Origin of the sequence: Rhizobium sp. 42MFCr.1 (assembly GCF_000377185.1) — a bacterium.
Classification (GTDB): domain Bacteria; phylum Pseudomonadota; class Alphaproteobacteria; order Rhizobiales; family Rhizobiaceae; genus Rhizobium; species Rhizobium altiplani.
The window spans coordinates 21,468-35,953 of record NZ_KB897841.1; the positions used below are offsets into that span (position 1 = coordinate 21,468).

A 14,486-nucleotide genomic window follows, 5' to 3' on the forward strand; every position below is an offset into this window, starting at 1 on the left:
AATATTTCCGCGGTGCGATTCTCCGCCGAAGCAACCGGACGGCTGAATGTATCTTGAAAAGCTCAATCCCCAGCAGCGCGCGGCCGTCGAATACGGCACGCTCACTGACGGCACCCACGTTGCCGGTCCCTTGCTCGTCATCGCCGGTGCCGGCTCGGGCAAGACGAACACGCTCGCGCATCGCGTTGCGCACCTGATCGTCAAGGGCGCCGATCCTCGCCGGATCCTGCTGATGACATTTTCCCGCCGCGCGGCCGCCGAGATGGCGCGTCGTGTCGAGCGTATCTGTGTCCAGGTGCTCGGCGGCAAATCCGGCATCATGGCGGACGCGCTTGCCTGGAGCGGAACCTTTCACGGCATCGGGGCACGGCTGTTGCGCGATTACGCGGAACAGATCGGCATCGACCCCGCCTTTACGATCCATGACCGGGAAGACAGCGCCGATCTGATGAATCTCATCCGGCACGAGCTCGGCTTCTCGAAAATGGAGAGCCGATTTCCGACAAAGGGCACCTGCCTTGCGATCTATTCGCGCGTGGTAAATTCGGAAAGCGAACTCGGCCTCGTTCTGCGCGACGCGTTCCCCTGGTGCTCGGCCTGGGAAAACCAGTTGCGAGACCTCTTCGGCGCCTATGTCGAGGCCAAGCAGAGCCAGAACATTCTCGATTATGACGATCTGCTCCTCTACTGGGCGCAGATGGTCAGCGAACCGATCATCGCCGACGATATCGGCAGCCGCTTCGACCACGTGCTTGTCGACGAATACCAGGATACGAACCGGCTGCAGGCCTCGATCCTGCTCGCTTTGAAGCCTGGCGGACAAGGCTTGACCGTCGTCGGCGACGATGCGCAGTCGATCTATTCGTTTCGCGCGGCCACCGTGCGCAACATTCTCGACTTTCCCGCCGCGTTCAGCCCCTCGGCAAACATCATCACGCTCGATCGCAACTACCGTTCGACGCAGACGATCCTCGCGGCGGCGAACGCCGTCATCGACCTCGCCTCGGAGCGCTTCACCAAGAACCTCTGGACCGAGCGTCAATCGGCCCAACGTCCAAGGCTCGTCACCGTGCGCGACGAAGCCTACCAGGCGCGATACGTGGCGGACAAGGTGCTGGAGAACCGCGAAGAAGGAGTGAAGCTCAAGCAGCAGTCGGTGCTTTTCCGCGCCTCGCATCATAGCGGAGCGCTGGAGGTCGAGCTGACCCGGCGCAACATTCCGTTCGTGAAGTTCGGCGGGCTGAAGTTCCTCGACAGCGCGCACGTGAAGGACATGCTCGCGGCTCTCCGCTTTGCTCAGAACCCGCGCGACCGCGTCGCCGGCTTCCGGTTGATGCAGCTGCTCCCGGGTGTCGGGCCGTCGACGGCGCAGCGCGTCATCGACCAGATGGCCGCGGATGCCAGCCCGATGCAGGCCCTTGCCGACCTGCCGGCCCCTCCCCGCTCGGGCGAGGATTGGACGGCCTTCGTTGCGATGCTGCAGGAGGTGAAGACCGGCAAGGCCGGCTGGCCGGCAGAAATCGGCCTCGTCCGCGAATGGTATTCGCCGCATCTCGAGCGCCTGCACGAGGACGCATCGACGCGCCAAGCCGACCTTCTGCAACTCGAGCAGATCGCCAGCGGCTATCCTTCCCGTGAGCGTTTCCTGACAGAGTTGACGCTCGACCCGCCGGATGCGACCAGCGACCAGGCCGGTGTGCCGCTGCTCGACGAGGATTATCTGATCCTCTCCACGATCCATTCCGCCAAGGGGCAGGAATGGACGCGGGTGTTCATGCTGAACGTCGTCGACGGCTGCATCCCGTCCGACCTCGCCGTCGGCACCAGCGCCGAGATCGAGGAGGAACGGCGACTGCTCTACGTCGCGATGACCCGCGCCAAGGACAATCTCGACCTCGTCGTGCCGCAACGCTTCTTCACGCACGGCCAGAACGCGCAGGGCGACCGGCACGTCTATGCGTCGCGCACGCGCTTCATTCCGGCAACCTTGCTGCAGTTCTTCGAGGTGGTCGGCTGGCCGCAATCCAGAGCCGATGGCGGCGCGTCGCATCAGGCGCGACAGGTGCGCGTCGATGTCGGAGCACGCATGCGCGGGATGTGGCGCTAGAGCGCCAGCGGCGGCTCCGCGGGCTTGAAGAAGGCGTCGATGGCCGCCTGGTCGACCGCCTCTGGTGTCGCCGGCATCCACTGCGGATTGCGATCCTTGTCGATAATGGCGGCGCGGATGCCCTCGTAGAAATCCGGGCTTTTCAATATCTGCTGGCAGGCGCCGAGTTCGCGGTTCAGGCATTCGGCAAGGTTCCTGCTTTGCCGGCCCTGGCGCAGCAGACGAAGCGCAAGTTTCAGGCTGGTCGGGGAGCGGGTCCGGATGATCCGCAGCGTTTCGGCGGCAAAATCGCCGGGCTCCTTCCCAAGCGCATCGATGACTTCCTCGACGGTGCCGAAATGAAAGCAACGTTCGATCAGGTCGCGGTTGCTTTTGACGGCGCTCGTCCCCGGATCGCTGGAGAGATTCTTCAACACCACCTCGACGTCACGGGGCGTCGCGTTTCGCGGCAGTTCCGCCAGCGTATCGACGATGTCAGGCAGCCGGAAGGAAGCGATGTGGTGATCGGCCAGTCCGGCATAGACGATGTCGGCCGCGTCGACGGTCAGTCCCGTCAGCCCCATCCAGGTGCCGGCCTCGCCGGGCGCGCGCGGCAGCAGCCAGGTCGCCCCGACATCCGGAAAATAGCCGATCCCCGTTTCCGGCATGGCAAGCTTGGTTCGCTCCGTTACGACGCGGTGGCGGCCGTGCGATGACAGGCCTACGCCGCCGCCCATGGTGATGCCGTCCATCAGCGCCACATAGGGCTTTGGGTAGGTCGCGATCCGGTGATTCAGGCGGAATTCTTCGCGCCAGAAGGTCGTGGCTAGGTCGGTGCCGGCGCGGCCGCTCTCGTGCAGCGCGCGAATGTCGCCGCCGGCGCAGAAGCCGCGCTCCCCCTCGCCCGAAACGATCACCATGGCGATGCTGGCGTCTGCCGCGAAGTCGCCCATTGCGGCGGCAAAGGCGCGGACCATATCGAGTGTCAGGCTGTTCAGCGCACGCGGTCGATTGAGGCGGATGATGCCGGCCGAGCCGCGCCGTTCGACAATCACCTCACTCTGGTGAACCTCGTCTCGCATGCTGACCTCCTCGCTCGTTGCATCCTTCGCGTCGCAATCCGGCGTCAAGCGAACCGGTGCCATCAACCGTCATGCCACCTTAGCGCACTCGACGGCATAGTCGATGGCCGGGCTGGGATTGATTTCGTTTCTCAGAACGAGGCGGCGGCGAGCGCTCGATGGAGGCTCTGAAGATCGTCGACGTTGCGATCCATCAGGAACTGTTCCCAGTCGAGCGCGCTTTGGACGATTGTCTCCAATGAATCGTGTGTCGGCTTCCAATCCAGAACGCGTTGGGCAAGGCTTGAGTCCGCAACAACACTTGCGGCATCGCCCGGACGCCTCGGCGCCATGTGGATCTTGAAGGAGTGTCCGTGCAGGCGCGTGACCATGTTGAGCACGTCGAGCACCGAATAGCCGGCGCCGTAGCCGCAATTGGCAACCAGCGAGCTGCTCCCACGACGCAGATGCTGCAGCGCCTTCAGGTGAACCGCGGCGAGATCGCTGACATGGATGTAATCGCGCACGCCGGTACCGTCATGAGTCGGGTAATCGATGCCGTAGACATGAACGCCGGTGCGTTTGCCGAGTGCCGCCTCGCAGGCGACCTTGATCAGGTGGGTGGCGCCTGATGTCGATTGACCGCTGCGCCCCAACGGGTCGGCGCCGGCGACGTTGAAGTAGCGCAGCGCGACATAGTTGAAGTCGTAGGCTGCCGCCGCGTCCCGCAGCATGAATTCCGTCATCAGCTTGGACTGGCCGTAAGGATTCTCGGGATTGAGCGGCGCGGTCTCCCTGACCGGCTCGGACGTCTTCTGCGGCCCGTAGACGGCGGCGGTGGAGGAAAAGACGAAATGGCGGATGTTGGCATTGATCGCAGCGCTCAACAGCGCCCGCGTCTTGCCGGAATTGTTGTCGTAATAGGCAAGCGGATCGGCGACGGATGCAGGCACGATCGCGGAGCCGGCAAAATGGATAATGGCGTCGACGTCGTTCTCGATGAAGATCGTCTTCAGAAGCTGGGCATCGGCGACATCGCCGAGATAGAAGCGCGCACGCGGAGAGACCGCCCAGCGAAAGCCGGTCGAAAGATTGTCCAGGACAACGACGTCTTCGCCCGCATCCAGCAATGTCCAGACCATGTGGCTGCCGATGTAGCCCGCGCCACCCGTGACCAAAATTGCCATATCCCGCATCCCCGCTTCATTCACGCGGGGGCATCTGACGTTGCTTTCCTTTCAGAATTTCCTATCGAAAGCGCGCTGCGGGGCTTCCTCGCGGGTAAGTTTGATGGCGTGGTTAGAGGCCGATTTCGGGCTCCGCTGCAATTTTATCGATGTACTATTTCGAGGGCTCTTTTCTGCGGCAGCTCACAGGTCCTGACTTTCAATGCCGCCGAAGGAATTTGGTAAGATCTTCCCACAGGATCACTATCCCAATGACGAACAGCCCGCCGGGCACCAGATAATACAGGGTCCTGACGGGATAAACGGTGAAATACAGCAGGTACAGGACGCCATAGATTCCGGAGATGACGAGCACCGTTCCCAATAAGAGAGAAATTATCTTCCTCACCACGGTCCCACTCTCCCCGCTAAACCTCTAAGGGAATTGCTACACCAAACATGCCCAAGCTGTATAGCTGGCATGCCAGTCGTAAAGACAACTGGACTGGCAGGAGCAACAATGCCAGCCCTACTGGACACGGAACCGACATAGGCTGAGAGCGAATATTTTCAATCCATTGTCGGAGTGACAAAGATAGGTTCGTCCTCGGGCATTCCCATGCTGCATTCAAAGGAGGATCATCATGCCCAACACGATACGTCTTCACCGCGTCCTGGCGGCCAGCCCTGAGAAAGTCTATCGCGCATTCCTGGAGGCGGATGCGCTAGCCAAATGGCTTCCGCCAAATGGGTTTACCTGCACAGTGCATCATCTGGAGCCAGCGGTCGGCGGAGCACACAGGATGTCCTTCCGGAACTTTACGACTGGAAATAGCCACTCCTTTGGAGGCAGCTATCTGGAATTGGTTCCGAACGAGAAGCTCCGTTACACGGACAAGTTCGACGACCCGAACCTTCCCGGTGAAATGGAGGTCACGGTAACCTTGAAGAAGGTCTCTGTCGGCACCGAACTGAATGTTGTCCAGGCGGGCGTACCGGACCTTATTCCCCCGGAGGCATGCTATCTCGGTTGGCAGGAATCGCTGCGCAATCTGGCAAAGCTCGTCGAGCCCGAAATCAACGATTGAGGAGCTAGGCAATCCTAAGCGAAAGTGGAGCTTGGCGGCTGAAGCCGCCTCGCTCCTCCAGGCTATTGCCGTGAGGGAGCCGCAGGCGCACCTTCGTCTGTCAGCTTTTGATCCCATTAAAGCTTGAGGATGTCGTCGCAGCACCGTTGGGCAGCGAACTCGATCTGCGCCGGGTCGCGCACGAAGCGCCAATCGACTAGTGACAACGATAAATAGTTTCCTTCGAGCGCCAGTCTAACCCCTGCGGTTGCAATGCCTCTAACCATCGGGCCGCGAAGATGTTATAGTCCCCACGCTTTAGCATCCGTGGGCAGGCATCCGGAGGGGGATCCATGAGGATGACGAGGAAGCAGTCCGGCCTTGGAAAGAGCGCTGAGGAGTGGGGACGGGCGCGGGAGCAACGACCGAACCCTCCGCCGGAGAGGCGCAAGGCCTTGCGCACCAAACGACCAATCTGCCGACAACGCCGTTGGCCGTCCATCAGACAACCTATTTCTTCAAGAACTCCGCCTTCGAATTCGTCCTCCTGGCGAGCCTCGGTCGCGCCTACTACCAGGGCGCAAACATCGGCAAGGTCCTGTTCACCATCCGGCAGATCGAAGACGGCAACTTCGACAGCGCGTACCAGGCGATGATCGCCGCTGGCGATGAAGCCCGCCTCCTGGCCGAAAACTCGGCAGATGGCGGTCACACGGAAAGCGCGCGGCAGGCCTATCTCTGGGCGCAGAGTTTCTATGACAGCGCCATCTACTTCGCGGACGGCACCGGTGATCCAATGCGGGTTGCGGCAGCCTGGCAGATGATGGACGATTGCTGGCTGAAGTCGATCGATCTATTCGATCCCCCAGTTGAACAGATCAGCATTCCTTATGAGGGCGTAGGCCTGCGTGGCTTCTATTTCCGGGGTAAGAGCGCCCGGGAAAAGCGCCCCCTGCTGATCCTCGTCAACGGCAGCGACGGCTCAGCGCTCGACATGTGGATGCTTGGCGCAGCCGGAGCAACGGCGCGAGGTTACGACTGCCTGACGTTCGACGGGCCCGGACAAGGTTACGCCCTGTGGAAGCAGCAACTCACCTTCAGGCCGGATTGGGAGCATGTTGTCACGCCGGTGGTCGACTTTGCCCTGGGCCGTCCCGGTGTCGACCGAAGAGGATCGCGATCCAGGGCATCAGCCAGGCCGGATACTGGGTTCCGCGCGCGGTTGCGTTTGAGAAGCGGATCGCCGCCGCCATCGTTGATCCCGGTGTCTGCGATGTTTCCAAATCATGGACGGCCACGCTGCCGCCTCCGATGATCGAACTCCTGAAGGCATGCCGCAAGGATGAGTTCGACGGCAATCTGAACAAGATGCTGGACCCGGCCACCAAGAAATCCGTGGCCTTCCGGATGAGACCTTATGGCGTGACGTCGTATTTCGACGCCTTCAAAGCGACGATGGCGTACAACCTCATGGACGTTGCCGGGAAGATCGAGTGCCCGATGCTGATTACCGAGCCGGCCAACGAAGCATTCTGGCCAGGGCGTCGCGCCAGCTATACGACCTCTTGAGCTGTCCCAAGACGCTGATCCCCTTCTCGGCATCCGACGGCGCGGACCTGATCTGCGAGCCGGCGGCATATGGGCTGAGGGACCTGCGCGTGTTCAACTGGCTCGACGAGACGCTCGGAGCAATCTAGCTATGGTCTGGGAAGGATAATCGCCCGGGTCGAGCCGGCTCCACACTCCTAGAGCTTGAGGATGTAGTCGCACAGCCTGTCGGCCGCCATCTGGATCTGGGCCGGGTCGCGCAGGAAGCAGGCGCGCAGAAAGAGCTCGCCGCCAGCGCCGAACGCCGCGCCGGGTGCCAGCCCGACACCCGTCTTGTCGACGATGTCGATCGCTGCCTTGCGGCTGTCGGTCACGCCGTCGATCTTCAGGAATGCATAGAGGGCGCCGTCCGGCTTCAGCGTCTCGACGCGGTTCGTTGCAATCAGCGCGTCGCACAGGATGTCGCGGGAGCGTCTGGCCTTGTCGATGTTCGACTGCACGAAGCTGTCGCCCTCATTCAGGGCCGCGACCGCACCACGCTGCATGAACTGCGCCACGCCCGAGGTCGAATACTGGATGAGGTTCTCGATCACCTGGCCGGTTTGCGGCGGGGCAACGATCCAGCCGACACGCCAGCCGGTCATCGACCAGTTCTTGGAGAAGGAGTTGACGAACATCACCTTGTCGTCGGGCTCCATCACATCGAGGAAGGACGGCGCGCGACCGCCGGCAAAGTAATAGCGCGCGTAGATCTCGTCGGCCATGATCCAGAGATCGTGCTTGCGCGCGAGCGCCAGGATGGCTGCGAGATCATGCTTGGTTGCGGTCCAGCCGGTCGGATTGGACGGCGTGTTGATGAACAGCCCCCTGGTCTTCGGGGTGATGGCTGCCGCGATGCGGTCGAGATCGACCGCCCACTTGCCGCCCTCGAAGGTCAGCTGCACGCCGACCGATCGGGCGCCGGCAATTTCCAGGGCGGCGGCGATGTTCGGCCAGGCAGGCGTCAGGTAGACAAGCTCGTCGCCCGGCGAGGTCAGCGCCTGCACGGCGATCTGGATCGCCTGCATGCCGGAACCAGTGACATAGAAATGCTCGACCGGCAGAGAGACGTCGAAATGTCTGGCATAGTAGTCGGAAAGCGCCTGACGCAGTTCCGGGATGCCGCGCTGATAGGTATAGAACGTCTCGCCGCCCGACAGCGCTTCGATCGCCGCCTTGTTGATGAAATCCGGCGTCGACAGATCTCCCTCGCCGACCCAAAGCGGCAGGAGGCCGTCACGGCCACGGGCATAGTTGACGACTTCGACGATCCCGCTTTCTGGCGCCAGGAGGGCGCGCGGGCTAAGACTGCTGACTATCGACATGCATCACTCCGGTTTGCGCCCATATAAAGCAAATAAGGCGGCAAATCCCATGACATTCGGTGATGCGATATCGATTTTCGTGATGGATGAGCCCCGCGCCCGTCGGCGAAGGCTCATAATCTCATCAGACGGCCGGACGCTTGGCCAGCAGGTCGCGAATTTCCGTCAGCAGCGCCACATCGGCCGGCGGCGCGGCGGCCTCGTCCTTGGCCTCCTTGATCTTCATCTGCTTGTCCACCTGCTTCTGGAGCGTATTCACGCCCTTGACCATCAGGAAGATAATCCATGCGAGAATCATGAAGTTGATCAAAACCGTGATGAAGCTGCCATAGGCCAGGACCGCGCCCTGCTGGCGGGCAGCAGTCAGTGTCGGCGCGTTCACGTTGGACGACAGGCCGATGAAATAGTTGGAAAAGTCGAAGCCGCCGAAAATGGCACCGACGATCGGCATGATGATATCGTCCACCAGCGACCTGACGATCCCCCCGAAAGCGCCGCCGATGATAACACCGACAGCAAGGTCCATGACATTGCCGCGGGCGATAAATGCTTTGAACTCATTGAGCATCCGATCCGTCTCCCTCTGATGCAGTCGCACTGACAGGTCATTGTTTTTATTAGCTACATGTTCAATGCAATTATTCAATTGCCAATTACAAATTATTGGGCCGGCGTGCGGTCTTTGACTTAAGACCTATACACCCCCTGATGTTCAAGGACGCCAAATTCCCGTAATCTCCAATAGTCCGGGAGAACCGGTGCATGGTGCATCGGTGGAGGGTCAATGCTGCCAGGCTGGGTCATACTTGCATCTGCTTTCGGCTATCTGCTGCTGCTCTTTGCGGTCGCGAGCCATGGCGACCGCAGGCGTCGGATGTTCGGAACGCCCGTGGGCGGCCGCCCGGCGGTCTATGCGCTCAGCCTCGCGATCTACTGCACCTCCTGGACGTATTTCGGTGGTGTCGGACTGGCATCGCAACGCGGGCTGGAATTCCTCGGCATCTATATCGGCCCAATCCTCGTCTTCACGCTCGGGATGCCGGTGCTGCGGCGGATCATCGAGCTCGCGAAGGCCGAGAAGCTGACATCCGTCGCCGATTTCATCTCCGCGCGCTACGGCAAGAATCCGGCGGTCGCGACAATCGTGGCATTGATCTCCCTCGTCGGCGCCATCCCCTATATCGCCCTGCAGCTCAAATCGGTGTCGAGCACCGTGACGGCCATGCTCAACCCGTCGGATTACGGCATCGGCAGCGGCAACCTCTATTTTCTCGACCTGCCACTGCTCGTAACGCTAGTGCTCGCCTGCTTCGCGATCATGTTCGGCACGCGCCACACGGATGCGACCGAGCACCAGGACGGGTTGATCCTTGCCGTCGCCATGGAGTCGGTGGTCAAGCTGTTTGCCTTCCTCACCGCCGGCGTCTGCGTGGTCTGGTTCCTTTTCGACGGTCCATCCGATCTCTGGCAGAAGGCCAGCGAAAACCAGCTCGTGCTCTCGGCCCTGAACTACCAGACACCGATCAGCCGCTGGATCACGCTGACACTGTTGTCCGCGTTTGCGATCATCATGCTGCCGCGACAATTCCACGTCACCGTTGTCGAGAACAGGACCGCCCGGGAGCTTCGGCTGGCCGGTTTCCTCTTCCCTCTCTATCTCGTTGCCATCAATCTCTTCGTGCTGCCGGTGGCGATCGGTGGCCTGCTGACGTTTGGCGGCAGCGGCAATGCCGATCTCTACGTGCTTTCGCTACCGCTTACCGGGCAGATGCCCTTTGTCTCGCTGATTACCTTCATCGGCGGCTTTTCCGCCGCCACCGCCATGGTGATCGTCGCTTCGGTGGCGCTGTCGATCATGGTGTCGAACGACATCATCATGCCGATCTTCCTGCACCGGAAGCTCGTCGACCGCTCGGGTCAGCGCAGCGATTTCGCCAAGACGCTGCTCAACATAAGGCGCAGCGCGATCTTCGCCGTACTGCTGCTCGGCTACGCCTATTATCGTTCAACCGACAGCACGACGGGGCTGGCCTCGATCGGCCTCCTCTCCTTCGCCGCGATTGCGCAGATGGCCCCTTCCTTGTTCGGTGGCCTTGTCTGGCGGCGAGCCAATGCGCGCGGTGCCATTCTTGGGCTGACGTCGGGCTTCGTGATCTGGGTCTACCTGCTGTTCCTGCCTTCGCTTGGCGGACCGGACTATTCGGGTGTCGCAAGCGCAGTCCTCGGTTTCATCTTTCCCGGCACGACGATCTTTTCGGCACCCGATGCCGATCCGCTGGTCAATGCCACGGTCATGAGCCTGCTCGTCAACACCGCCTTCTTCGTCGTCGGATCGGTGACCCGCAATGCGCGGCCGCTCGAACGCATCCAGGCCGGCATCTTCGTCAAGCGGCAGTCCCGCTCGCAGTTTGCCACGCGCGGCTGGAAGACCCGCATCAGTATCGCCGATCTCAAGGCGACGGTCTCGCGTTATCTCGGCGAGGAGCGCATGGAGCGTTCGTTCCAGACCTACCAGCAGAATTCGGGCCGCAAGCTGGAGGACGACCAACCAGCCGACATGGCGCTCATTCATTTTACGGAACAGCTGCTCGGCAGCGCCATCGGCTCTTCCTCCGCTCGACTTGTGCTGTCGCTGATCCTTCAGAAAGTGGAGGACGCCTCGGCCGACACCGCCTGGCTGCTCGACCAGGCGAGCGAGGCCCTGCAATATAACCAGGACATGCTGCAGACGGCGCTGTCTCAGATGGACCAGGGCATCGCTGTCTTCGACAGCTCGAACAACCTGACGATCTGGAACCGCCGTTTCCGGCAGTTGCTGGACCTTCCGGAGAATACCGGACAGGTGGGCTTCCCGCTCGCCGACATCGTGGCGATCCTCAGCCAGCGCGGCGATGTGCCAGCCGGCGACGTCAACCAGACCGTCCGGCACTTCCTGACGCTGGACAAACCCTTCGCGCTGGTGCTCGGCGGCGGCGAACGCATCATCGAAGTGCGCTCCAACGCGATGCCGGACAAGGGCATCGTCGCAACCTTTACCGACATCACCCAACGCGTCGCCGCCGACCGAGCGCTCAAGCAGGCGAACGAAACGCTGGAACAGCGCGTTGCCGAGCGGACGGCGGAACTGACCCGTGTCAATCGCGAACTCGGCGAAGCGAGAGCCGCCGCTGACGAAGCCAATCTAGGAAAGACACGCTTCTTCGCCGCTGCCGGGCACGACATCCTGCAGCCGCTCAATGCGGCCCGGCTCTATTCCTCGGCGCTTGTCGAGCGCATGGGAAAGTCCGAAAGCAGTGCGATCGTTCGCAACATCGATTCCGCGCTGGAATCGGTCGAAACCATCCTTGGCGCGGTTCTCGATATTTCGCGGCTGGACACCGGGGCGATGCGGCCGCGCCTCGCCTCCGTGCCACTTTCCGACCTGCTGGAGCGGATCCAAACGGACTTCGAGCCGATCGCCCGTGAGAAAAACCTGAAGCTGGTGGTGATGCCAACCTCGCTTCGGGTCCGCTCCGATCCCAACCTGCTTCGCCGCCTCGTGCAGAATCTTGTTTCCAACGCGATCAAATACACGATCGACGGAAAGGTGCTGGTTGGTGCGCGTCGGCGCGGACATCAGGTCGTCATCCAGGTGATGGATTCCGGGATCGGCATTCCGCCTTCGAAGTTCCGGACGGTCTTCAAGGAATTCGCCCGTCTCGACGAAGGCGCCAGGACGGCTTCCGGACTGGGCCTCGGCCTCTCGATCGTCGATCGCATCGCGCGTGTCCTCAATCACCCGGTGGAACTCCACTCGACACACGGCAAGGGCACGGATTTCCGCATCGTCATGCCGCGCGACGCGTCGCGACTACTCGAGCGCTTGGGCGCAGCCCAGCCGGTGGAGCATTCGGCGCAGAGCCTGCAGGGATTGAAGGTCCTCTGCGTCGACAACGAGCCGCATATTCTGGAAGGCATGCAGCTGCTGATCAGCGGCTGGGGCTGCGAGGTGCGATGCCTGGGTTCGCTGGCCGATGTCGGCGCGCTCGATACACGCCAGCCGCCGCCGGATCTCGTGATCGCGGACTATCACCTCGGCGACGGCACCGGCGTTTCCGCCATCCTGACGCTCAGGGAGCGTTTCATGGCGTTCATTCCGGCGCTGATCGTCACGGCCGACCGCACGCCGGAGGTCCGCGCCGAAGTCGAGCGGCACGGCATTGGGCTCCAACACAAACCGGTGCGCCCGGCAGCGTTGAGGGCCTACATTACGCAGATTTCCGCTCAGAAGCGGGCGGCGGCGGAGTGACCGCCGCATCCTTCGCCATCACGCCGGACACGAGGCCGCGCACACGCTCGGCGGTTGGCTCGTCGCCGAAAAGTATGCGGTAGATGATCGGCGCAACGACCTGATCCATCACGCTATCGACCAGCGGAAAGCTCTCGCCGCGCGCGAGCGCCCGATCGCTCAGCAGCTCCACCTGCTCGCGGGTGAAGGCGCAGCACTTGGCGGCATTGGCATTGTCCTGCGCGGCCAGCACGTCGCGGATAATCTCGCGCCCAACGCCGGAGGACATCTCCTCGGCATACTGTTCCGCCCAGGCTTCAAGATCGCTTCGGCCGCTGCCGGTGTCGATCGGCTGCATGTCCGGGCGCAGGCGCTCGACGGCGACGTCGGCCAGCAATTCCTGCAGGTCGCCCCAGCGACGGTAGATGGTCGACGGGGTAACGCCGGCCTTTGTTGCAATCAGCGGGATTGTCACGTCTGCCCGGTCCATGTCGGCCAGCAGTTCGCGGACTGCCTGATGCACTGAAGCCTGCACCCTGGCGCTGCGGCCGCCCGGCCGGGGATTTTCTTTTGCTGCCATTTCTAACGTCCTGTTTCCTGCGCCGGCGCATGGTTCAACATCTTTGATCGAGCTGTTAACGCAAATTATTTGCTTTTAGTGGCAGGTCGACCTACATGGCTAACGCAACAAATTAGCTTTAAGAGGCTTATATATGTTCGGCGCCGCCAAATCCACACCGACCTCCCGTAATCCGATCCCCTTCCATGCAATTACGCTGGCAACCTTCTTCGGCGCTTCCGCAGCGCCGACGCCGCTCTATCGAATCTATCAGGAAAGCTTTGCGGTCTCGCCGGTGCTGATCACCGTGATCTTCGCGGTTTATGCCTTCGCGCTCCTGACTGCACTGCTGATAGCGGGCTCGATCTCCGACCACCTCGGCCGCAAGCCGGTGATCTTCACCGCCCTGATGTTGGAGATCGTCGCCATGGCGTTGTTCGTCGTGGCAAGCGGCCCAGACTGGCTGATCGCGGCGCGGATCGTGCAAGGCCTGGCAACCGGAATTGCCGGCGCCTCGATTGGGGCAGCATTGGTCGACGTCGACCGGGCGAAGGGCCAGATCGTCAACTCCATCGCACCGCTGTCAGGCATGGCGGTCGGTGCAGTCGGCACGAGCGCCCTGATCCAGTATGGTCCCTTCCCGCTCCACCTCGTCTATGCCATCCTGCTCGCGGCTTTCGCCGGGCAAGCCGGCGCCATCTGGGCGACCCGGGAGACTGGCGGCCGTCGGCCGGGTTTCTGGAATTCGTTGAAGCCGACAATTTCGATTCCGCCGCAGGTCAAACGGCCGCTCGCCTTGGTGACGCCGATCAACATCGCCAATTGGACGCTTGGCGGCTTCTACCTCTCGCTGGTGCCGTCATTGGTCGCCAGCACGACGGGCAGCCGGGCGCCGCTCACGGGCGGGTTGATCGTGACGGCGCTGATGGTGTCGGGGGCGGTTGTGGTCTATCTCAGGCGCGCCAAGTCCGGCGCGGCCAATCTCGGCTTCGGCACGGCGGCGACCACGCTTGGAATTCTGACTGTTGTCGCCGGCGTCCACCTCGGCAACGTGCCGCTGCTGCTCGTCGGCACCTTCTTTACCGGCGCCGGATTCGGCACAAACTTCCTCGGGTCGATCGGCACGATCATGCCGCTCGCCAAGGCCGACGAGCGCGCCGGCCTGTTGTCGGCCTTCTATATCCAGAGCTATCTGGCGTTTAGCCTTCCGGCCATTCTCGCCGGCTTCCTCGCCAAGTCTCTCGGCTACCAGCTGACCACCGATCTCTACGCAACGGCGATCATTCTGGTAACCGGCGCCGGGCTTCTCGGCCTGCGCGCCGATCGCAGCAGGGCTGCCAGGCTGCCTGCCTGAGACTAGAACCCTGA

The 14,486-nt window shown here is 62.0% G+C and carries 11 protein-coding genes; 6 read left to right on the forward strand and 5 right to left on the reverse strand.

All coding sequences use genetic code 11. The annotated features are described in order from the left end of the window. Nucleotides 1–46: 46 nt before the first annotated feature. Nucleotides 47–2,107 (forward strand): ATP-dependent helicase, encoded by a 2,061-nt coding sequence (locus C934_RS0120865; protein WP_018858562.1) that lies wholly within the window; start codon nucleotides 47–49, stop codon nucleotides 2,105–2,107. Here C934_RS0120865 and C934_RS0120870 read toward each other — a convergent pair. Both C934_RS0120870 and galE read right to left on the reverse strand, forming a co-directional pair. Next, nucleotides 2,104–3,168, reverse strand: coding sequence for an enoyl-CoA hydratase/isomerase family protein (locus tag C934_RS0120870; RefSeq protein WP_026371968.1), 1,065 nt, complete (start codon nucleotides 3,166–3,168; stop codon nucleotides 2,104–2,106). The two genes, C934_RS0120865 and C934_RS0120870, sit on opposite strands and share 4 nt — an antisense overlap. Before the next feature lie 131 nt (nucleotides 3,169–3,299). Continuing rightward, nucleotides 3,300–4,334 (reverse strand): UDP-glucose 4-epimerase GalE, encoded by a 1,035-nt coding sequence (galE, locus tag C934_RS0120875; RefSeq protein WP_026371969.1) that lies wholly within the window; start codon nucleotides 4,332–4,334, stop codon nucleotides 3,300–3,302. 623 nt (nucleotides 4,335–4,957) lie between these two features. On the opposite strand from galE, the gene C934_RS0120885 reads away from it, so the two are divergent. From C934_RS0120885 to C934_RS33280, 3 genes are all read left to right on the forward strand, one after another. Then, entirely contained in the window at nucleotides 4,958–5,401 is a 444-nt protein-coding gene (locus C934_RS0120885) for an SRPBCC family protein (RefSeq protein ID WP_018858566.1), read from the forward strand. A 379-nt stretch (nucleotides 5,402–5,780) separates the two neighbouring features. Continuing rightward, a complete protein-coding gene (locus tag C934_RS32275; RefSeq protein WP_018858567.1) occupies nucleotides 5,781–6,695 on the forward strand; it encodes an alpha/beta hydrolase family protein in 915 nt (304 codons plus the stop codon). Next, a complete protein-coding gene (locus tag C934_RS33280) occupies nucleotides 6,692–6,949 on the forward strand; it encodes a hypothetical protein (RefSeq protein ID WP_018858568.1) in 258 nt (85 codons plus the stop codon). Before C934_RS32275 ends, C934_RS33280 begins: the two co-directional genes overlap by 4 nt. Before the next feature lie 176 nt (nucleotides 6,950–7,125). Here C934_RS33280 and C934_RS0120895 read toward each other — a convergent pair whose 3' ends face one another. Next, nucleotides 7,126–8,292, reverse strand: a complete 1,167-nt coding sequence (locus C934_RS0120895) for a pyridoxal phosphate-dependent aminotransferase (protein WP_018858570.1) — start codon at nucleotides 8,290–8,292, stop codon at nucleotides 7,126–7,128. A 124-nt stretch (nucleotides 8,293–8,416) separates the two neighbouring features. Next, entirely contained in the window at nucleotides 8,417–8,860 is a 444-nt protein-coding gene (mscL, locus tag C934_RS0120900; protein ID WP_018858571.1) for a large conductance mechanosensitive channel protein MscL, read from the reverse strand. A 216-nt stretch (nucleotides 8,861–9,076) separates the two neighbouring features. Between mscL and C934_RS0120905 the strand changes: the two genes are divergently transcribed. Then, nucleotides 9,077–12,580, forward strand: coding sequence for a PAS domain-containing hybrid sensor histidine kinase/response regulator (locus C934_RS0120905; protein WP_018858572.1), 3,504 nt, complete (start codon nucleotides 9,077–9,079; stop codon nucleotides 12,578–12,580). On the opposite strand, the gene C934_RS0120910 is transcribed toward C934_RS0120905, so the two are convergent. Next, nucleotides 12,540–13,139 (reverse strand): TetR/AcrR family transcriptional regulator, encoded by a 600-nt coding sequence (locus tag C934_RS0120910; protein WP_018858573.1) that lies wholly within the window; start codon nucleotides 13,137–13,139, stop codon nucleotides 12,540–12,542. The two genes, C934_RS0120905 and C934_RS0120910, sit on opposite strands and share 41 nt — an antisense overlap. Nucleotides 13,140–13,272: 133 nt before the next feature. On the opposite strand from C934_RS0120910, the gene C934_RS0120915 reads away from it, so the two are divergent. Further along, complete coding sequence (locus C934_RS0120915) at nucleotides 13,273–14,472, forward strand: MFS transporter (protein WP_018858574.1); 1,200 nt, start codon at nucleotides 13,273–13,275, stop codon at nucleotides 14,470–14,472. Nucleotides 14,473–14,486 lie beyond the last annotated feature (14 nt).